Genomic DNA, 19,792 nt, shown 5'->3' on the forward strand with positions numbered 1-19,792 from the left:
GGCGCTTCGCCTTGCGGCGAGGGCGCCAGCGCGTTTCGCTCTGCTCAGACCTCCAGCTCGATTTCGCCCAGTGGCTCGCCAAAGGGGCCGTAGCGTCGCTCGACCAGCTGCCGGGTGCCGTCGGCGCGCATCAGCAACGCCGTGCTGGCGAGGGTGCCGTAGCTGCGGGTGGCGATGAATATCCCAGAGAGCAGACGTTCGGTGTTCAGGCCGACGCCGGTGTCGGGCAGCGCCTCATCCGCGGGCTGCTGGGCGTCGTGCAGCAGGTCCAGCAGGGCTGGCGCCTGGGGGGTGATCAGGCACTCGCTGAGCAGCGCCCTGCCCTTTTCCACCTTGGGCCAAGGGGTGTTCAGGGCGGCATTGGACAGGCCATAGATGCCTTCCGACAGTTGCTGGGGGGCGTTCTCGCGGGAGTTCAGCAGCCACAGCTGGCGGGCGTCGCCGGCCAGCAGATTGAAGGCCGAATACTCTCCGGCACGGCCGGCCAGCTCCGCGAGGAACGCCTCCGGGCCCAGCTCGCCGCTGAGGAACTGCACGGGCAGCTCGCCGCGGGAGCGGCCGAACGGCGGCTGGCGCGGGTCGCGGATATTGGTCAGCGCGGCGAAGCGCCCCTCGGGGCCCACCGCGAGCCAGGTGCCGCCGGCCTGCAGGTCGCGACCACCATAGATGCCTGGAAAGTCCTCCCAGGCCGCCAGTGGCTGGCTCGGGCGGTCATAGAACTCATCGCGGTTCGCGGCCAGCACCAGCGGCAGGGGGTGGGAGGGGCGCCAGGCGAATACGATCAGGCACATAGAAACTCCTTGAGTGGCGGACTCCAAAGATGCGTCTCGGCGGCCGACCGTGACCTCACCACGGCCCAGGCAGGCCAGAGTCCAGTTCCAGCAGATGTGTTTTCTTGTTGTGACAGTTCGCTGTTGAAGCGCCCAACATTTGCCCGACAGCTTAGGCGTTTGCGACCTGCGAGGGAAAGGGGCAATCGGCAAATTGGGATGCTGTAGCGGAACGCCCCCACGGCAATCGGTGCGCTGCCGTCTGGGTGGCACCGAAGGGACGTGCCCGCGGTCGTCGGCGGTGGAGTGCGCAGGCCCGCATCCGGTACCATGCCGCTTTGGTATCGGGGGCGTCGATGGAGCTGGGGCTGTATTTGCTGCTGGGAGCGGCGGCGGGGGTGCTGGCGGGCCTGTTCGGGGTCGGTGGCGGGATGATCATCGTCCCGGTGCTGGTGCTGAGCTTCACCGCCCAGGGGTTCGATCCGCTGGTGCTGACCCACCTGGCGGTAGGCACCTCGCTGGCCACGATCATCTTCACCTCGATCAACTCGGTCGTCGAGCATCACCACCGCGGGGCGGTGCGCTGGCCGGTATTCGCCTGGATGACCCTTGGCATCATCTTCGGCGCCGGACTGGGTTCGCTGACCGCCGCGGCGATTCAGGGGCCGTTGCTGCTGAGGATCATCGGCGTGTTCGCGATCCTGGTCTCGCTGCAGATGGCCCTGGATATCAGGCCCAAGGCCTCCAGCGCGGTGCCGGGGCGGCTCGGTCTGGGCGCCGCCGGCGGGCTGATCGGCTGGGCCTCGGCGATCTTCGGCATTGGTGGCGGTTCGCTCAGCGTGCCCTTCCTGGTCTGGCGCAGCCTGTCGATGCAGCAGGCGGTGGCCACCTCGGCGGCCTGTGGCCTGCCGATCGCCGCAGCCGGCGCCCTGAGCTTCATCTGGCTGGGCTGGGACAACCCCCAGCTGCCGGAGTGGAGTCTGGGGTTCGTGTATTTGCCGGCGCTGGCCGGGGTGGCCTGCACCAGCATGTTTTTCGCGCGCCTCGGCGCGCGCCTGGCCCACCGCTTGTCGCCATTGTTGCTCAAGCGCCTGTTCGCCCTGCTGTTGTTCGGTGTGGGCCTGAATTTTCTGATTTGAGGAGTGTTGCATGCTGCCTTTCCCGCAGATTGACCCGGTGGCCATCGCCCTGGGGCCGCTGAAGATCCACTGGTACGGGTTGATGTACCTGATCGGCATCGGCGGCGCCTGGTGGCTGGCTTCGCGCCGCCTGCACGCGTTTGAGCCGAACTGGAACAAGGAGAAGCTCTCCGACCTGGTGTTCTGGGTGGCCATGGGGGTGATCCTCGGCGGCCGCCTGGGCTATGTGCTGTTCTATGACCTGGCCGCCTACCTCGAGCAACCGAGCCTGATCCTCCAGGTGTGGAAGGGCGGCATGTCGTTCCACGGCGGCTTTATCGGGGTGCTGCTGGCCACCTGGTGGTTCGGCAGTCGCAACGACAAGGGCTTCTTCCAGCTGATGGACTTCATCGCCCCCCTGGTGCCGATAGGCCTGGGCGCAGGGCGCATCGGCAACTTCATCAACGCCGAGTTGTGGGGCAAGGCCACCGACCTGCCCTGGGCCATGGTCTTTCCCACCGACCCGCAGCAGCTGGCGCGCCATCCCTCGCAGCTGTACCAGTTCGCCCTGGAGGGGGTGGCGCTGTTCGCCATCCTCTGGTTCTACTCGCGCAAGCCGCGACCGACCATGGCGGTGTCGGGCATGTTCGCCCTGTGCTACGGCCTCTTCCGCTTCATCGTCGAGTTCGTCCGGGTGCCGGACGCCCAGCTCGGCTACCTGGCCTGGGGCTGGCTGACCATGGGCCAGGTGCTGAGCCTGCCGATGATCCTAGGCGGCCTCGGCCTGATCGCCTTCGCCTACCACCGTCAGGGAGCCTCCCGATGAAACAGTACCTCGAGCTGATGCGCCGGGTGCGCGAGACCGGCACCTTCAAGAGCGACCGTACCGGCACCGGCACCTACAGCTTGTTCGCCCAGCAGATGCGCTTCGACCTGGCCGAGGGCTTTCCCCTGGTCACCACCAAGAAATGCCACGTCAAATCCATCATCCACGAGCTGTTGTGGTTCCTTCAGGGCGACACCAACATCAAGTACCTGAAGGACCACGGCGTCAGCATCTGGGACGAGTGGGCCGACGAGAACGGCGACCTGGGCCCGGTGTACGGCTACCAGTGGCGCAACTGGCCGGCGCCGAACGGTGAGTCGATCGACCAGATCAGCCAGCTGATCGCCACCCTCAAGAGCAACCCGGACTCGCGCCGGCTGATCGTCTCGGCCTGGAACCCGGCGCTGGTCGAGCAGATGGCCCTGCCGCCCTGTCACGCCCTGTTCCAGTTCTATGTCGCCGAAGGCCGACTCAGCTGTCAGCTGTACCAGCGCTCGGCGGACATCTTCCTCGGCGTGCCCTTCAACATCGCCAGCTACGCCCTGCTGACCCTGATGGTCGCCCAGGTCTGCGACCTGCAGCCCGGCGAGTTCATCTGGACCGGTGGCGACTGCCACCTGTACGCAAACCATCTGGAGCAGGCCGACCTGCAGCTGACCCGCGAGCCGCTGCCGTTGCCGACCATGCGCCTGAACCCCGCGGTGAAGGACCTGCTCGCCTTCCGCTACGAGGATTTCGAGCTGATCGGCTACCAGGCCCACCCGCATATCAAGGCGCCGGTGGCCGTATGACCGCGCAGGCGGCCTGAGGCCCTCGGTAGGCGGCCGCTCAGCCCAGGGACTGGGCATGCTTTGCTGGGAAGCCGCCGCGCATTTGTTACCCTGACCGCTTTCGTGTGTTGGGGAGGAACCTGTTTATGCCGAGGATTCTGAGCGTCGTACTGCTGCTCTTGCTGGCCCTGCCGGGGTGGGCTGCCGAACCGTCGGGGCCGTTGTTGCGCGTTGGCATCAGCGAAGTGCCGCCTTTCGTCATTCGGGAGGAGAGCGGCGAGTGGCGCGGCATCAGCATCGACCTGTGGAAGGACATCGCCACCCAGGCGGGCTACCGCTTCGAGTTGCAGCCGATGCCGTTCAAGGAGCTGCTGCCCAGTCTCGAGGCCGACAAGCTGGACGTGGTGGTCGGCGCCCTGACCATGACCGCCGAGCGCGAGGCGCGCTTCGACTTCACCCACCCCTTCTACCAGACCGGCCTGGCCATCGCCGTGCCGCGCGAGGGCGAGGGCGGCGGCTGGCATGCGCTGCGGGCGCTGCTGTCCTGGCAGTTCCTCAGCCTGGTGCTAGGGCTGGCGGCCTTGCTGCTGCTGGTCGGCGCGCTGGTCTGGCTGTTCGAGCGGCGGCGCAACCAGGAGCAGTTCGGCGGCAGTCCGGCCCAGGGCCTGGGCTCCAGTTTCTGGTGGGCGGCCGTGACCATGACCACGGTCGGCTATGGCGACAAGGCCCCGGTCACCCTGGGCGGGCGCCTGATCGGCCTGGTCTGGATGTTCGCCGGCCTGATCATGGTGTCGACCTTCACCGCGGCGGTGACCAGCACCCTGACCGTGGGCAACCTGCAGGGCGGCATCCAGGGCACCGAGGACCTGCGCCGGGCCCATGTCGCCACCATCGACAAGACCGTCAGCGCCCGCTACCTGGAGAACCAGCGCATTCGCCACAGCGACTACCCGAACCTGCTCGGCGCCATGGCCGCAGTGCAGCAGGGCGAGGCGGATGCGGTGGTGTATGACCTGCCGATCCTGCAGTACCGCAATGGTGAGCTCGGCCAGGGCGGCCTGCGGGTGCTGCCCGGCACCTTCGAGAACCAGTCCTATGCCTTCGCCCTGGCCAGCGGCAGCCCCTACCGTGAACAGCTCAGCCAGGCGATCCTGCGGGTCACCGGCAGCGACGACTGGCGCAAGCTGAAGGAACTCTACCTGGGCGCGCCCTGAGGCCGGGCCAGGCGCGCCAGCAGCTGGCTGGCCAATTGCTCCAGCGCGTCCTGGCGCTCGGCGCCGTCGCGAAAGCTGCCCTGTGCCAGGCTCGACCACTGCGGGTGGGCACGGGCCTTGCGCAGGGGCTCGGGCAGCGGCTCATCGCGCCATTGGGCGTCGCTGGGCGCGTCCAGGCGCAGCGTGGCGGTCGCCGCGTGGCCGCGGGAGGCCAGGGCGTCGAGCAGTTGGCCCTGGCGCAGGGCGAGCAGGCGCAGCACGGCGTCGTCCACCGTCAGTTCATGCTCGCCGCGGAATTTGCCGAGCAGGCGCGTGCCGTAGTTGCGCGCGGTCTGCAGGCCGCCGCCGGCCAGGGCGCCGATCAGCGCAGCGGCGCCGAGGGTGATGCCGCCCACCAGCAGGTCAATGCCGGCGCCGGTGGCCGCCCCCGCGGCCATGCCGCCGCCAACCTTGACGCCGAGCTGCTTGAGGGTCTCCGGATTGAACAGGTCGTCGCCCCAGCGGCCGTCGAGCAGCGGCAGATCGCCGGCCTGGGCGTCTTCCGGGCCAAAGGCATGCAGGCGCAGCAGGGCCTCGACACAGCGCTGCTCGCGCTGGCGGATGGCCGCGCGCAGCTGCTGGATCGCCTCCTGCTCAATTGATGGCTGGGCCGCGACGCTGCGGCGGCAGGCGGCGCAGTCGAGCAGCAGCTCGGCGATCAGCCGGGCGCCGGCCTGGCGGCGCTTCTGCCGCTGCGCCTCGTGGTCGTCGATCAGCCGCTGCAGCGGCGCCTGGGCCTTGTCCAGCAGCAGCGCCAGGCTCTGGTACAGGCGCCGCTCGCCATCCAGTGGCGGCGCCACGCTGTCGAAGGCAACCCGCGCATGCAGGCCGAGGCGTGACAGGGCGGTGTTCCAGTCGTCTTCGCGGTGCTGGCGACCGGCGACGAAGTTGAGCACCGGCAACAGGGGGCGGCCGCTCAGGCTCAGCACCGCCAGTTCGTCACGGTACTTGGCCAGCACAGGTTCGCGGGCGTCGATCACATAGAGTCCGGCGTCCGAGGCCAGCAGCTGGCGCAGCACCTTGGCCTCCTGCTCGAAGCGCTGGCGCGCCTCGCTGCCGTCGAGGAAGCGGCTCAGGCGGGCCGGGCCGTCGAGGCGCTCGCCGGGCCGTTCCTGGCGTTCCAGGTAGTCGAGCAGGGCGATGGCGTCTTCCAGCCCCGGGGTGTCGTACAGCTCCAGCAGCGCCTCGCCGTCCACCGACAGCCGCGCGCCTTCGACGTGGCGGGTGGTGCTGGCCCGTGGCGACACTTCGCCGAAGCCGACATCGCGGGTCAGGGTGCGCAGCAGCGAGGTCTTGCCGACATTGGTGTGGCCAACCACGGCCAGCTTCAGGGGGCTAGTCATGGCCCGTCTCCAGCCAGGTCAACGGCGCGCCCGCGCCATGGGGCAGTTGCAGTTGCTCCAGGGCACAGTGCCAGTCGGCCAGGCGCGCGTCGTCCAGGGCCTCGCCGGGCGGCGCCGGCAGCAGCCAGATGCGCGTGCTGGCGGCGCTGCGCGCCAGTTCGCCGAGCAGCGCCAGGCTGCCCCGATCCGGCGAGCGGCGTGGGTCGCAGGCCACCAGCAGGCGCGCCGGCGGAAAGCGGCTGAGTTGTTCCAGCAGGCGCTGGCGCTGTTCGCGGCTGTCGACCACGCCGGCATCACTGATGCCCTTGGGCAGGGCGGGCGGCCAGGGGCGGCGCTCGTCCAGTTCGATCGCCACCAGCAGCGCGCCCTGGCTGTCCTGGGCGGTGGGTGCAGTCGGCAGGTGGGGCAAGGGGGGCGGCGCCGCATCGCAGACACCGAGGCGCTCGCTGCCCGGCATTAATCGCTCGCGCAGCAGGTCGTAATCGGGAAGCCTGGTGTCCAGTTCCAGTCGTGCGCAGCCGCGGCGCCAGCGCCACAGGCACAGCAGCATCAGCAGCAGGCGCGGCAGCAGGCCGTAGACCAGCAGCACGCCGAGCAGCCAGGCGGCCCAGGCCTGTCGGGCCGCCTCGCTGGTCAGGGCGCTGGCGCCGCTGGCGCGGATCTGCTCGGCATCCGGCTGGGCGAAGCCGAGCAGCGCCGGCAAGGCGCCGAGGGCCTGGGTCAGGGCGATAAATATGTCACCGCCGAGAATGGTGCTTTCCCAGACGAAGCCGTAGCGGCGAGTCGAGAGCAGGGCCAGCAGGCCGAGCAACGCGGCGAGCAGGGCCAGCAGCCACAGGCCGTGGACCAGCACGCCCAGGCCCCAGCGGCCAAGTCGCGCGCGCTGCAGCAGCAGGAGCAGGGCCGGGGCCAGTTGCGCGGCCCGGGCATCGCGGGCCAGCCGATCGCTGAGCCACAGCCACAGGCGACCCAGGGCGCTGGCGTCACCGCCACTCAGCAGCAGGCCCAGGGCCCAGCCGAGCAGCAGCAACAGGTTGAGGCCGAGCAGGCTGCCCAGGGCCCAGAACACGTTGACCGGGCGCTGGCCATCGCCCAGGGCGGCCAGCGCCAGGCCGGCGCCGCTGAGCAGGGCCAGCAGCAGCAGGGCGGCCAGGGCCAGGCGAGCCCCCTGCAACCAATGCTCCAGGGCCTGCAGCTGACCATCGCGTTCGGCGAGCAGCCGGGCACGGGTCTGGATGCGCGTCGCCAGGTCGCCGCCGGCGGCCCGGGCCCGGCGGTTGGCCTCGGCGTCTTCCAGGGGGCCGGCCTGTTCCTCGCGCAGGCGAATCGCTTCGCTCAGCCACAGGCGCTGCAGGCGATCGAGGGTCGGTCGTTCGGATGGGCTCACGCGGCGTTCCAATGGCGGGTGGAAGACAGAGCATAACCGCAGCGTCACGGCCATGGCACAGCCGCGCGGGTATACTCAGCCGCTCCGGTTGGCGCGCCCGGTTGCGCGTGCCAGCGGATCAGCCCGGGCCGACCGCTCAAGTGAAGGACACGAATGCGAGTGCCGTCTTGAAGTTTCCGCACCTGGACTGGGTCAATCAGGATTCACCCTACCTGCGCCAGCATCATCAGGGCTTCAGCGCCCTGAGTTTCGACGCCGAGTTGGAGGCGGCGTTCCGGCGCTATCACGCCGATGTCTTTCTGCGGCGCATGCGCTGGGCGTTGCTGGTGGCCATGTTGCTGGCGCTGCTGTTCGTCGTGCTGGATTTCATCAACCTGCCGGAGCCGTTGCGCGGGCAGATCCTCAGCCTGCGCCTGGGGGTGATCCAGCCGGCGCTGATCCTCGCCTGGCTGGCGACCTATCGCCGTGGGCTGCGCGATTACCTGCAGTTGATCGGCGGCGCCGTGGCCTTGCTGTGCGGGCTGGCGGTGGCGGGGGTCATCGGCATCGCCCGTTACCATGCATTCCCCTTGCCCTACGAGGGCATCATCCTGGTCACGGTGTTCTTCTACTTCCTCGCCGGTCTGCGCTTCGCCACCGCCGTGCTGTGCGGTTGGCTGACCCTTGTCGCCTACCTGGCGGTGGAAATGAGCATCGGCTCGGCGGGCGAAGCGCTGATCAGCAACGCCCTGTTTCTGGCGTTGGCCAATGTCATTGGCTCGGTGGGCTGCTACTCCCAGGAGTACGCCACCCGGCTGAATTTCCTCGCCCATGGGCTGCTGCAGGATCTGGCCGACAAGGACTTTCTAACCGGTCTGCTGAACCGTCGTGCCTTCACCGAGCGGGCTGCGCGCAGCTGGCGCCAGGCCCAGCGCGAACAGCGCGCCCTGGGGGTGGTGATGATGGATGTGGATTTTTTCAAGCGCTACAACGACCACTATGGCCACGCCGCCGGTGACGAGGCGCTGCGCCAGGTGGCCAGGGTGATAGGCGAACACGCCAGGCGTCCGCTGGACTGCACGGCCCGTTATGGCGGCGAAGAGTTCGTCGGCTGCTGGTACGACCTGAATGAAGGGCAGATGCTGGCGATTCTGCAGGACATCCGCAGCCGCATCGAGGCCCTGGGCCTGGCCCATGTGCAGTCGGATGCGGCCGCCGTGGTGACGCTCAGCATCGGCCTCGCCTACCTGACGCCGCAACCGCACCAGAGCCTGGAAGACGCCCTGCGTCTGGCCGATGTGGCCCTGTACCTGGCCAAGGAGCAGGGGCGCAACCGGGTGGTGAGCAAGAAACCCTGACGGCGCGAGGCTTCAATCATCGGCGCCGAGTGGTTATCCTCGCGCCATGAAAACGACCCTACCGCTCTGCCTGATCGCCGCCCTCGCCGACAACCGCGTGATCGGCCGCGACAACCAACTGCCCTGGCACCTGCCGGCCGACCTCAAGCACTTCAAGGCGCTGACCCTGGGCAAGCCGATCATCATGGGCCGCAAGACCTGGGACTCCCTGGGGCGGCCGCTGCCCGGCCGCCTCAACCTGGTGGTCAGCCGCCAGCCGGGGCTGCAGCTCGATGGCGCGGAAGTCTTCCCCTCCCTCGACGCCGCGCTGCAGCGGGCCGAGGCCTGGGCGCGGGAGACCGGCGCCGAGGAGCTGATGCTGATCGGCGGTGCGCAGCTCTATGCCCAGGGCCTGGAGCGGGCCGATCGCCTGTACCTGACCCGCGTGCGCCTCAGCCCCGAGGGCGACGCCCATTTCCCCGAGTTCGGCGGCGCCGATTGGCAGCTGAGCGAGCGCCGGGAGCAGGCGGCGCTGGACGGGGCGCCGGCCCACGCCTTCGAGACCTGGGAGCGGCGCGCCTGAGCGGTGGGCCCTGCGCCCGATGAATGCGGGCTAGAGCGTCAGTTCGATCAGCTCGCCGCGCACCCCCTTGGCGTCGATATGCAGCAGGCCCAGGCTCACCGGTAGCTTGAAGCGCCGCGGCCCGGCGCTGCCGGGGTTGAGGTAGAGCACGCCCTGGCGCGTCTCCAGCAGCGGTTTGTGCGAATGGCCGGCGATCACCACGCCGATCCCCTCGGCGCCTGGGTCGATGTCCAGTTGCTTGAGGTCATGCAGCAGGTAGACGCCGATTTCGCCGAACCTGAGGCGCAGCCGCTCCGGCAACTGCTGGGCCCAGTCGGCCCGGTCGTTGTTGCCGCGCACCACCGTCAGCGGCGCGATGGCTTCGAGGCGGGCGAGAATCTCCGGGTTGCCGATGTCGCCGGCATGGATCAGCCGGTCGCAACCCTGCAGCTGGGCCAGCGCCTCTTCGCGGAGCAGGCCGTGGGTGTCGGCGATGACGCCGATGCGCAGGCCTGGCGTTGACGATTGCGGCATTTTCCCTCCTCCTGAAACGGCGAAGCCCGGCCAGGGCCGGGCTTCGCGCGACTGCGGCTTGGCTCAGTCCTCGAGCAGGCTCTTGTCGCGCACGGCGCCCTTGTCGGCGCTGGTGGCGAGCAGGGCGTAGGCCTTGAGCGCGGTGGTCACCTTGCGTGCGCGTGGGAGCGCCGGTTTCCAGCCCTTCTTGTCCTGGGCGATGCGGCGGTGGGCCAGTTCTTCATCGCTGACCAGCAGCCTGATGCTGCGGTTGGGGATGTCGATCAGCACCTTGTCGCCATCCTGCACCAGGCCGATGGCGCCGCCGGCGGCGGCCTCGGGCGAGGCGTGGCCGATCGACAGGCCGGAGGTGCCGCCGGAGAAGCGGCCGTCGGTGAGCAGGGCGCAGGCCTTGCCCAGGCCCTTGGACTTCAGGTAGCTGGTGGGGTAGAGCATTTCCTGCATGCCCGGGCCACCCTTCGGCCCTTCGTAGCGGATGATCACGATGTCGCCGGCCTTGACCTCGTCGTTGAGGATGCCCTTCACGGCGCTGTCCTGGCTCTCGAAGATCTTCGCGTTGCCCTCGAACACCAGGATCGACTCGTCGACCCCGGCGGTCTTCACCACGCAGCCGCCCTCGGCGATGTTGCCGTAGAGCACGGCCAGGCCGCCCTCCTGGGAATAGGCATGCTCGACCGAGCGGATGCAGCCGTTTTCGCGGTCGTCATCCAGGCTGTCCCAGCGGGTGCTCTGGCTGAACGCGGTCTGGGTCGGGATGCCGGCGGGGCCAGCCTTGAAGAAGGTGTGCACGGCCTCGTCCCGGGTCTGGGTGATGTCCCACTCGGCGATGGCGTCGGCCATGCTCGGGCTGTGCACGGTGGCCACGTCGGTGTGCAGCAGGCCGCCGCGGGCCAGCTCGCCGAGGATGCTGAAGACGCCGCCGGCGCGGTGCACGTCTTCCATGTGGTACTTCTGGATGTTCGGCGCCACCTTGCACAGTTGCGGGACCTGGCGCGACAGGCGATCGATGTCGCGCAGGTCGAATTCCACCTCGCCTTCCTGGGCGGCGGCCAGCAGGTGCAGGATGGTGTTGGTCGAGCCGCCCATGGCGATGTCCAGCATCATGGCGTTCTCGAACGCCTTGAAGTTGGCGACGTTGCGCGGCAGTACCGATTCATCGTTCTCGCCGTAGTAGCGCTGGCACAGTTCGACGATCAGGCGGCCGGCGCGCAGGAACAGCTGCTCGCGGTCGGCGTGGGTGGCCAGGGTCGAGCCGTTGCCCGGCAGGGACAGGCCCAGGGCTTCGGTCAGGCAGTTCATCGAGTTGGCGGTGAACATGCCGGAGCAGCTGCCGCAGGTCGGGCAGGCGCTGCGCTCGTACTCGGCGACCTTCTCGTCGCTGGCGCTTTCATCGGCGGCCACCACCATGGCGTCGACCAGGTCGAGGCCGTGGCTGGCCAGCTTGGTCTTGCCGGCTTCCATCGGCCCGCCGGAGACGAATACCACCGGGATGTTCAGGCGCAGAGCGGCCATCAGCATGCCGGGGGTGATCTTGTCGCAGTTGGAGATGCAGACGATGGCGTCGGCGCAGTGGGCGTTGACCATGTATTCCACGGAGTCGGCGATGATCTCGCGGCTCGGCAGGGAATAGAGCATGCCGTCGTGGCCCATGGCGATGCCGTCGTCGACGGCGATGGTGTTGAATTCCTTGGCCACGCCACCGGCCCGCTCGATCTCGCGGGCAACCAGCTGGCCCATGTCCTTGAGGTGCACGTGGCCGGGCACGAACTGGGTGAAGGAGTTGGCGACGGCGATGATGGGCTTCTTGAAGTCGTCGTCCTTCATCCCGGTGGCGCGCCACAGGGCGCGGGCGCCGGCCATGTTGCGGCCGTGGGTGGAGGTTTTCGAGCGGTAATCGGGCATGGCGGTCAATCCTGCGAAGGCTGGTCAGGTCACGGGTACGGGGCCCGCTGATAGTACGTATGTTGAGCGCGATGCGCGCCGCTGGCAAACGCCAGTGAGCGTCTGCCAGTGAGCGGGGCCGAATGGCAGGGCGGGATCACCGCTCGCTCGGCCTGGGCTCAGGAGTCCGCCTGGGTTGGGGCAGGGAATGGGGGATTCTAATCCCAGGCGGCGCGTGGGCGAAAGCGTGGGCCGACGTCGGGCGCCCTATTCGATCAGCTCGATGCCGCGCAGGCGTTCGGCGCGGCGGCGCAGCAGCTCGATGGTCACCAGCAGGGCGATGGACACCAGGATCAGCAGGGTGGCAATGGCCAGGATGCTCGGGTTGATCTGCTCGCGCAGGCCCGAGAACATCTGCCGGGGAATGGTGCGCTGCTGGGGACCGGCCATGAACAGGATCACCACCACCTCGTCGAAGGAGGTGATGAAGGCGAACAGCGCGCCGGAGATCACCCCCGGACGGATCAGCGGCATGATGATGTCGAAGAACACCCGCAGCGGCGTGGCGCCCAGATTGATCGCCGCGCGCACCAGGGAGTAGTCGAAGCCGGTGAGGGTCGCGGTCACGGTGATGATCACGAAGGGTGTGCCCAGCGCCGCGTGGGCCAGGATCACCCCCAGGTAGCTGCCGGCCAGGCCCAGGTCGGCGTAGAAGAAGAACATCCCGGCGGCGGTGATGATCAGCGGCACGATCATCGGTGACAGCAGCAGGGCGGTGATCAGCCGGCGCTGGGGCATGTCGTCGCGCGATAGCCCGACCGCCGCGCAGGTGCCCAGGGCGGTGGCGATCAGGGTGGCGAAGAAGCCGATGAAGAAGCTGTTCTGGATCGCCAGGATCCACTTCGGGTCGTCGAATATCTGCGCATACCAGCGCAGCGAGTAGGCCTCGGGGTCCAGGCGCAGCATGCCCTCGGTGAAGCTGAAGAAGGGTTCGACGTTGAACGACAGCGGCACTATCACCAGGATCGGCAGGATCAGGAACAGCAGCACCAGCCAGGAGCTGGTCTGCAGCAGCCAGGCGCCGAAGCGGTGCCAGAAGCCGAAGTAGGCGGGAATCTTGCTCATCGGTTTTCTGCTCCTAGCCCAGCTTGATATTGCTGGCGCCGACGAATCGGTCGTACAGCCAGTACAGCACCAGGATCAGCCCCAGCAGCAGCGAGCCGAGGGCGGCGGCCAGCTCCCAGTTGTTCGAGCGCTGCATGTGGAAGGCGATGATGTTGCTGATCATCTGGCCATCGGTACCGCCGACCAGGGCCGGGGTGATGTAGTAACCGACCGAGATGATGAACACCAGCAGCGCCCCGGCGCTCAGGCCCGGCAGGGTCATCGGGAAGTAGATGCGCAGGAAGGCCGGAATCGGCCGGGCACCGAGCGACATGGCCGCGCGCAGGTAGCTGGGGTCGATGCCGCGCATCACGCTGTACAGCGGCAGGATCATGAACGGCAGGAGAATATGGGTCATGGCCACCACGGTGGCGAACGAGGTGTAGAGCATCTCGAAGGGCGTGCCGATCAGGCCCGTGCCGAGCAGGAAGGAGTTGATCACCCCGTTGGTCTGCAGCAGCGCGATCCAGGCCGTGGTGCGCACCAGCAGCGAGGTCCAGAACGGCAGCAGCACCAGCACCAGCAGCAGGTTGGCGCGGTTCTCCGGCAGGCCGGCCAGGTAGTAGGCCAGCGGGTAGCCGAGCACGGCGCAGAGCAGGGTGATGACCAGCGCCATGTTCAGGGTCTTGGTGTACAACTGCAGGTAGATCTGCGTGTCCTCGCGCACCTGGATGCCCTGCTCCTGGTCGATCTCCAGGTCCATGGCGGTCAGGTAGTAGTCGTAGGTGTAGGGCTGGCCGGCGCGCTGGATGGCGAACCACAGCTCCGGTTTCTCCCAGTTGCGGTGGGCCTTGAGCACCGTCCCGGCGCCCTGGCTTTGCAGCTGTTCGGCATCGAGCCGGCGAACCTTGCGGGCGGTGGACTTGACCACGCTGGACATGCCGGCATAGGCGCGGTTGATCTCCTCGGCCAGCTTGCCGGACAGGCGCTGCTTGGCCAGCCCGTGCAGTTCGGTGGCGAACACGCCGAAGGTCTGTTGATCGGGGGTGGTCTTGCCGTCCCAGCGCTCGAGTTCGGCCAGGGTCAGCGGAATCAGTTCGGCCACGGTCGGGTGGTGCACGCTGCGCCACAGCATGGTGCCGATCGGGGCGACGAAGGTCAGCAGGATGAAGGCCAGCAGCGGCACGACGAAGAGGAAGGCGGTGATGCGCTTCTTGCGACGGGCGCTGGCGGCTTGGCCGGCTTCTGTATGGGTCAGGGAAGACAAGCGGCGACTCCTAAACGACGCGGTGGCGGCGCTCATCCCGCAACGCAGGATGAGCGCCTGGGGGCGTTACTTAAGCAGCCATTCGTTGAATTTTTCGCCGAGGGACTCGCCATAGTCGGCCCAGAACTCCGAACCGGCCTGGAGACCGACGTCCAGGTGCGCAGTCGGCAGGTGCGGGGCGGCGGCCGGGTCCATCATCGGCGCGGAGGACTTGCGGGTCGGGCCGTAGGCCACGTCCGACATGCCCGCCAGCGGCTTGGACTGGGTCGCATAGGCGATGAACTTGAAGGCCAGGTCCTTCTTCGGCGAGCCCTTGAGCACCGACCAGGCGTCGAGGTCATAGACGTGGCCGTCCCAGACGATCTCGAAGGGCTTGCCTTCCTGACGGATGGCGTCGTAGAAGCGCCCGTTGGCCGACTGCACCAGCACCGCGCCGCCGTCGTTGAGCAGTTGCGGGGCCTGCGACCAGGAGTCGAACCAGACGATGTCGTTCTTGATGGTGGCCAGCTTGTCCAGGGCGCGCTGCTGGCCTTCCGGGGTGGCCAGCACCTCGTAGACTTCTTTCGGATCTACGCCATCGGCGAGCAGGGCCCACTCCATGTTGACCTGGGGACGCTTGCGCATGGCGCGCTTGCCGGGAATCTTCTTGGTGTCGAAGAAGTCTTCGATGGAGGCGGCGGGGGTGCCACCGATGGTGTCCTTGTTGTAGGCGAAGACCACCGACCAGACGATGTTGCCGATGGCGCACTCACTGGCCAGGGCCTCGGGAATGAAGTCCTTCTCCGCCGGGGTGCCGTCGGCGCCGGCCGGCAGGATGTCCCGTGGAATGGTTTCAAGCAGGCCTTCGGAGCAGGCGCGCTCGAGGTCGATCACCTCGACGTCGACCACGTCCCACTGGATGTTGCCGGACTCGACCTGGGCCTTCATTTCCGCCACGCCGCCGGAGTAATCCTCGAACAGCACCTTGATCCCGGTGTCCTTCTGGAACGGATCGATCATGTGGTTCTTCTGCGCCGCGCCGTAGGCGCCACCCCAGGACACCACGGTCAGGCTGTCCTCGGCGCTGGCGGCGAAGGACGCCGTGCCCAACGCCGCAGCCAGGGCGAATACGGAAAAGCTGGTAGTCAGTGATCTAGCCATTGCTGTGCTCCATTGCCTGTTGTTGTGTTTTCAAGACGCCGCCGGAACGGCGGGGCGATCCAGGGCCTGGCTGTCCTGGGGCAGCCAGGCCAGGGCGACCTCGTCCTTGGCGCTGAGTTGCGGGGCTGAACTGTCGTTCAGGTTTTTCACCACCAGCTCGGTGCCGTCGGCGGTCTCGAAGTGGTAGCGGATGTATTCGCCGACGTAGTGGCGGGTGACGAAGCGCGCCTTGACCTGATTGCCGGCTGTGCCGAGGCGGTCGGTGAAGGTGAGCTTTTCCGGGCGCACCGATACGGTGGTCGGCAGGCCGACCTCGGTGCAGTTGGCCTTCAGCGTGTCGACCTTGGAGCCGTCCTCCAGGCGCACGCCGACGGTGTCGTCACCGACGTTTTCGATCACGCCCTTGAGCTTGTTGCTCTCGCCGATGAAGTCGGCGACGAACAGGTTGGCCGGGCGCTCGTAGAGCACGTCAGGGCGCGCGCACTGCTGGACGATGCCGTTGTTGAACACGGCGATGCGGTCGCTCATGGTCAGGGCTTCGGTCTGGTCGTGGGTGACGTAGATCACGGTGAAACCGAGCTGCTCGTGCAGGCGCTTGATCTCGAACTGCATCTGCTCGCGCAGCTTCTTGTCCAGAGCGCCGAGGGGCTCGTCCATCAGCACGATGTCGGGGGCGAAGATCAGCGCCCGGGCCAGGGCCACCCGCTGGCGCTGGCCGCCGGACAACTGGCCCGGGTAACGGCCGCCGAAGTCCAGCAGCTCGACCAGGGACAGGTACTCGTCGACCTTGGCGCGGATCTCCTCCTTGGGGCGCTTGCGGATCTTCAGCGGGTAGGCGAGGTTTTCCCGCAGGGTCATGTGCGGGAACAGCGCGTACTGCTGAAAGACCATGCCGATATTGCGTTGGTAGGGCGCGATGCTGGTGACCGAGCGGCCGTTGATCAGGATCTCGCCGCTGGTCACGTCCTCGAAGCCGGCGAGCATCATCAGGCAGGTGGTCTTGCCCGAGCCGGAGGGGCCGAGCAGGGTGATGAATTCGCCCTTGGCCACATCCAGGTTGAAGTCCTTGACCACCAAGGTCTTGTGGTCATAGGTCTTCTTCACATTGGTGAATTGCAGGAACGGTTTGCCCCCAGCCTGATCCGCCATATCCCTCCCCAGCCTCCGATCTAAACAGGCACCGGCTCGTGGCCTTCGCCTGACTGCGTGAGTCGACCTTTGCGTTCGCCAATGTTACGAACGGTCGTTATATCCATAACTAAAAGCAATAAGCACGCCAGTCTCAAGTGAGCCCTGGCGACCCGCGAGTTGCTGCAGCTAAGGCTAGTTCAGCTTTGCGTTTGCGCGAGGCGGATGTGCAAAGCGGTAACAGTACGGAGGGGGAAGGCACCTGCCGACACGCACTCGGCAGGTGCGGCGTGCTCAACTGTTGGGCAGCAGGCGGCAGGTCAGGCTCTTGATGTAGCGGGTCTCGGCGATGGCCGGGTGCACCGGGTGGTCCGGGCCCTGGGCGCCGCGTTCGAGCAGCTGGATGTTGCGGTCCAGGTGGCGGGCGCTGGTCAGCAGGATGTTCTGCAGGTCGTCTTCGGGCAGGTGCATGGAGCAGGAGGCGCTGACCAGGATGCCGTCCTTGCCCAGCAGGCGCATGGCCTGTTCGTTGAGGCGGCGATAGGCGGCTTCGCCGTTCTTCAGGTCCTTCTTGCGCTTGATGAAGGCGGGTGGGTCGGCGATCACCACGTCGAAGCGTTCCTCGGCAGCCTTCAGCTCCTTGAGCGCGGCGAACACGTCGCCTTCCACGCAGGTGACCCGTTCGGCGGCGCCGTTGAGCGTGGCATTGCGCTCCACGCCGTCCAGGGCGAAGCCGGAGGCGTCGACGCAGAACACTTCAGTGGCGCCGAAGGCCGCGGCCTGCACGCCCCAGCCGCCGATGTAGCTGAACAGGTCGAGCACTCGCTTGCCCTTGACATAGGGGGCCAGGCGCGCGCGGTTCATGCGGTGGTCGTAGAACCAGCCGGTCTTCTGTCCCTCGATCACCGGCGCCTCGAACTTGACCCCGTTCTCCTCCAGGGCGACCCACTCCGGCACCACGCCAAAGGCGGTGTCGACGTAACGCTCCAGGCCTTCGGCGTCGCGCGCCGAGGAGTCGTTCTTGAGCAGGATGCCGCTGGGCTTGAGCACCTGGACCAGGGCCGCGAGCACCTCGTCCTTGTGCTGCTCCATGGTTGCCGAGGCCAGCTGCACCACCAGGATGTCGAAGAAACGGTCGACCACCAGGCCCGGCAGCAGGTCGGAGTCGCCATACACCAGGCGGTAGCAGGGCGTGTCGAACAGCCGCTCGCGCAGGCTCAGGGCGACATTGAGGCGGTGCACCAGCAGGGACTTGTCCAGCACATGCTTGACGTCGCGCGACAGCAGGCGCGCGCAGATCAGGTTGTTCGGGCTGAGCGCGACGATGCCCAGGGGCTTGCCGCCGGCGGCCTCGAGCACCGCCTGGGCGCCGGGGCCGAAGCCGTTGAGCGGGGTGGCGGCGACGTCGATCTCGTTGCTATACACCCACAGGTGGCCGGCGCGCAGGCGTCGATCGGCGTTGGCTTTCAGGCGCAGGCTGGGCAGGGTCATGGGGTGCTCTCCGGAAAAAAGAGCGGAATTATAACCCAGGCCAAGGGGGCAACGGTGCTGCCCGGGGACGGCTGCACAGCACCCGCGACTATCGCTAAACTGTGCGCCCCTCACCGTCCAGTAGTCGCCCGCATGGCCCACGAAATCAGCGCAGAACAGATCCAGAAGGCCCTGCAGGGCATCAGTGTGCCGCCGCAGCCGCAGATCATGGTCGACCTGCAGATGGAGCAGGTCATGCCCCACCCGGATCTGCGCGTGATCGCCCGCCTCATCAGTCAGGACCCAGGCCTGTCCGGCGCCCTGCTGAAGATCGTCAATTCGCCCTTCTTCGGCCTGGCCAATCGCATCGCCTCGATCCAGCAGGCGGTCAACCTGCTCGGCTGCGACTCGGTGATCAACCTGATCAATGCCCAGTCGATCAAGGGCGAACTGACCGACGAGGCGATCGTCACCCTCAACCGCTTCTGGGACACTGCCCAGGACGTGGCCATGACCTGCCTGACCCTGGCCAAGCGCATCGGCTATCAGGCGCCCGACGAGGCCTATACCCTGGGGCTGTTCCACAATTGCGGCATTCCGCTGATGGTCAAACGCTTCCCCGACTACATGACGGTGCTGGAGGAGGCCTATTACAGCGCCGGCGGCGAGCGCCGCGTGGTGGATACCGAGAACCGCCTGCTCAACACCAACCATGCGGTGGTCGGCTACTTCACCGCCAAGTCCTGGAACCTGCCGCTGCACCTGTGCGAGGCCATCGCCAGTCACCACAACGCGCTGTCGATCTTCAGCGACGATTCCGGGCGCGACGCCCAGTTGAAGACCCTGCTGGCGATCCTGAAGATGGCCGAGCACATCTGCCAGACCCACTGGATCCTCGGCAACCAGAGCGAGGACCACGAATGGCAGAGCATCGAGCAGCTGGTATTGGAATACGTCGGCCTGTCCGAATACGACTTCGAGAACCTGCGCGAGAGCATCCGCGAGCTGGGTACCGTCTGACGCCCGCGTGGGTCGTGACTTGAACCGCCTGATAAGCTAAGGGCCCTTTTCCCGCCACTGTGTCGACCGATAGCCCATGCCCGAATTGCCCGAAGTCGAAACCACCCGCCGCGGCATCGCGCCCTACCTGGAAGGGCAGCGCGTCAGTCGGGTGATCGTGCGCGAGCGCCGCCTGCGCTGGCCGATCCCGGAGGACCTGGATGTGCGCCTGTCCGGCCAGCGCATCGAATGCGTCGAGCGGCGCGCCAAGTACCTGTTGATCAAGGCCGAGAGTGGCAGCCTTATCAGTCACCTGGGCATGTCCGGCAGCCTGCGCCTGGTCGAGTGCGGCCTGCCGGCGGCCAAGCACGAGCATGTGGACATCGAACTGGAGTCCGGGCTGGCGTTGCGCTACACCGACCCGCGGCGCTTCGGCGCACTGCTCTGGAGCAGCGACCCGCTGCAGCATGAATTGCTCAGCAAGCTCGGCCCCGAACCGCTGACCGAACTGTTCGATGGCGAGCGCCTGTATCAGCAGTCCCGCGGTCGGGCGATGGCGGTCAAGCCCTTCATCATGGACAACGCGGTGGTGGTCGGGGTCGGCAATATCTACGCGGCCGAGGCGCTGTTCGCCGCCGGTATCGATCCGCGCCGTGAGGCCGGTACGATCTCGCGGGCGCGCTACCTGAAGCTGGCAGAGGCGATAAAGCGCATCCTCGCCCACGCCATCGAGCGTGGTGGCACCACCCTGCGTGACTTCGTCGGCGGCGACGGCCAGCCGGGCTACTTCCAGCAGGAGCTGTTCGTCTACGGCCGCGGCGGCGAGTTCTGCAAGCAATGCGGCGGCACCCTGCGCGAGGTGAAGCTGGGTCAGCGTGCCAGTGTGTTCTGCCCGCGCTGCCAGCGGTAGGCGAGACGCAGGGC

The 19,792-nt window shown here is 67.5% G+C and carries 18 protein-coding genes; 8 read left to right on the forward strand and 10 right to left on the reverse strand.

The window, feature by feature from the left end; translation table 11 throughout:
* Nucleotides 1-44: 44 nt before the first annotated feature.
* On the reverse strand, nucleotides 45-791 hold the full coding sequence (locus KDW96_RS13335) for an NRDE family protein (protein ID WP_255836739.1): 747 nt from the start codon (nucleotides 789-791) through the stop codon (nucleotides 45-47).
* Between the two features lie 335 nt (nucleotides 792-1,126).
* Between KDW96_RS13335 and KDW96_RS13340 the strand changes: the two genes are divergently transcribed.
* The 4 genes from KDW96_RS13340 (at nucleotide 1,127) to KDW96_RS13355 (ending at nucleotide 4,698) form a co-directional block, all read left to right on the forward strand.
* Nucleotides 1,127-1,909: a sulfite exporter TauE/SafE family protein gene (locus tag KDW96_RS13340; RefSeq protein WP_255836740.1), complete on the forward strand. Its 783-nt coding sequence runs from the start codon at nucleotides 1,127-1,129 to the stop codon at nucleotides 1,907-1,909.
* 10 nt (nucleotides 1,910-1,919) lie between these two features.
* The gene (gene lgt, locus KDW96_RS13345; RefSeq protein ID WP_255836741.1) at nucleotides 1,920-2,714 is read left to right on the forward strand and encodes a prolipoprotein diacylglyceryl transferase; all 795 of its coding nucleotides are present in this window, start codon (nucleotides 1,920-1,922) and stop codon (nucleotides 2,712-2,714) included.
* Nucleotides 2,711-3,505, forward strand: a complete 795-nt coding sequence (locus KDW96_RS13350) for a thymidylate synthase (RefSeq protein ID WP_255836742.1) — start codon at nucleotides 2,711-2,713, stop codon at nucleotides 3,503-3,505. The genes lgt and KDW96_RS13350 overlap by 4 nt, the downstream gene beginning before the upstream one ends.
* 125 nt (nucleotides 3,506-3,630) lie before the next feature.
* The gene (locus KDW96_RS13355) at nucleotides 3,631-4,698 is read left to right on the forward strand and encodes a transporter substrate-binding domain-containing protein (RefSeq protein ID WP_255836743.1); all 1,068 of its coding nucleotides are present in this window, start codon (nucleotides 3,631-3,633) and stop codon (nucleotides 4,696-4,698) included.
* On the opposite strand, the gene KDW96_RS13360 is transcribed toward KDW96_RS13355, so the two are convergent.
* Nucleotides 4,680-6,080 (reverse strand): GTPase/DUF3482 domain-containing protein, encoded by a 1,401-nt coding sequence (locus KDW96_RS13360; protein ID WP_255836744.1) that lies wholly within the window; start codon nucleotides 6,078-6,080, stop codon nucleotides 4,680-4,682. The two genes, KDW96_RS13355 and KDW96_RS13360, sit on opposite strands and share 19 nt — an antisense overlap.
* Nucleotides 6,073-7,467 carry a DUF2868 domain-containing protein gene (locus tag KDW96_RS13365; RefSeq protein ID WP_255836745.1) on the reverse strand — a complete coding sequence of 465 codons (1,395 nt, stop codon included), beginning with the start codon at nucleotides 7,465-7,467 and terminating at the stop codon, nucleotides 6,073-6,075. The genes KDW96_RS13360 and KDW96_RS13365 overlap by 8 nt, the downstream gene beginning before the upstream one ends.
* 167 nt (nucleotides 7,468-7,634) lie before the next feature.
* Here KDW96_RS13365 and KDW96_RS13370 point away from each other — a divergent pair, with 167 nt between their 5' ends.
* Complete coding sequence (locus tag KDW96_RS13370; RefSeq protein WP_255836746.1) at nucleotides 7,635-8,804, forward strand: GGDEF domain-containing protein; 1,170 nt, start codon at nucleotides 7,635-7,637, stop codon at nucleotides 8,802-8,804.
* Nucleotides 8,805-8,850: 46 nt separating this feature from the next.
* Entirely contained in the window at nucleotides 8,851-9,366 is a 516-nt protein-coding gene (locus KDW96_RS13375; RefSeq protein WP_255836747.1) for a dihydrofolate reductase, read from the forward strand.
* 30 nt (nucleotides 9,367-9,396) lie between these two features.
* Here the strand turns inward: KDW96_RS13375 and KDW96_RS13380 are convergent, their stop codons facing one another.
* The 7 genes from KDW96_RS13380 to KDW96_RS13410 form a co-directional block, all read right to left on the reverse strand.
* A complete protein-coding gene (locus KDW96_RS13380; protein ID WP_255836748.1) occupies nucleotides 9,397-9,879 on the reverse strand; it encodes a metallophosphoesterase family protein in 483 nt (160 codons plus the stop codon).
* Between the two features lie 63 nt (nucleotides 9,880-9,942).
* Nucleotides 9,943-11,781, reverse strand: a complete 1,839-nt coding sequence (ilvD, locus tag KDW96_RS13385; protein WP_255836749.1) for a dihydroxy-acid dehydratase — start codon at nucleotides 11,779-11,781, stop codon at nucleotides 9,943-9,945.
* Between the two features lie 246 nt (nucleotides 11,782-12,027).
* A complete protein-coding gene (locus tag KDW96_RS13390; RefSeq protein WP_255836750.1) occupies nucleotides 12,028-12,885 on the reverse strand; it encodes an ABC transporter permease in 858 nt (285 codons plus the stop codon).
* Nucleotides 12,886-12,898: 13 nt separating this feature from the next.
* Entirely contained in the window at nucleotides 12,899-14,131 is a 1,233-nt protein-coding gene (locus KDW96_RS13395) for an ABC transporter permease (protein ID WP_255836751.1), read from the reverse strand.
* 66 nt (nucleotides 14,132-14,197) lie between these two features.
* The gene (locus KDW96_RS13400) at nucleotides 14,198-15,271 is read right to left on the reverse strand and encodes an ABC transporter substrate-binding protein (protein WP_255836752.1); all 1,074 of its coding nucleotides are present in this window, start codon (nucleotides 15,269-15,271) and stop codon (nucleotides 14,198-14,200) included.
* Between the two features lie 30 nt (nucleotides 15,272-15,301).
* On the reverse strand, nucleotides 15,302-16,420 hold the full coding sequence (locus KDW96_RS13405; protein ID WP_255836753.1) for an ABC transporter ATP-binding protein: 1,119 nt from the start codon (nucleotides 16,418-16,420) through the stop codon (nucleotides 15,302-15,304).
* A gap of 273 nt (nucleotides 16,421-16,693) precedes the next feature.
* A complete protein-coding gene (locus tag KDW96_RS13410; protein WP_255836754.1) occupies nucleotides 16,694-17,890 on the reverse strand; it encodes a class I SAM-dependent rRNA methyltransferase in 1,197 nt (398 codons plus the stop codon).
* A gap of 186 nt (nucleotides 17,891-18,076) precedes the next feature.
* On the opposite strand from KDW96_RS13410, the gene KDW96_RS13415 reads away from it, so the two are divergent.
* Together KDW96_RS13415 and mutM are read left to right on the forward strand one after the other, a co-directional pair.
* Nucleotides 18,077-18,889: an HDOD domain-containing protein gene (locus KDW96_RS13415; RefSeq protein ID WP_255840525.1), complete on the forward strand. Its 813-nt coding sequence runs from the start codon at nucleotides 18,077-18,079 to the stop codon at nucleotides 18,887-18,889.
* A 76-nt stretch (nucleotides 18,890-18,965) separates the two neighbouring features.
* Nucleotides 18,966-19,778 (forward strand): bifunctional DNA-formamidopyrimidine glycosylase/DNA-(apurinic or apyrimidinic site) lyase, encoded by an 813-nt coding sequence (gene mutM, locus KDW96_RS13420; RefSeq protein WP_255836755.1) that lies wholly within the window; start codon nucleotides 18,966-18,968, stop codon nucleotides 19,776-19,778.
* The last annotated feature ends 14 nt before the right edge of the window (nucleotides 19,779-19,792 follow it).

This window comes from Pseudomonas benzenivorans (assembly GCF_024397895.1).
Taxonomy (GTDB): Bacteria; Pseudomonadota; Gammaproteobacteria; order Pseudomonadales; family Pseudomonadaceae; genus Aquipseudomonas; species Aquipseudomonas benzenivorans_A.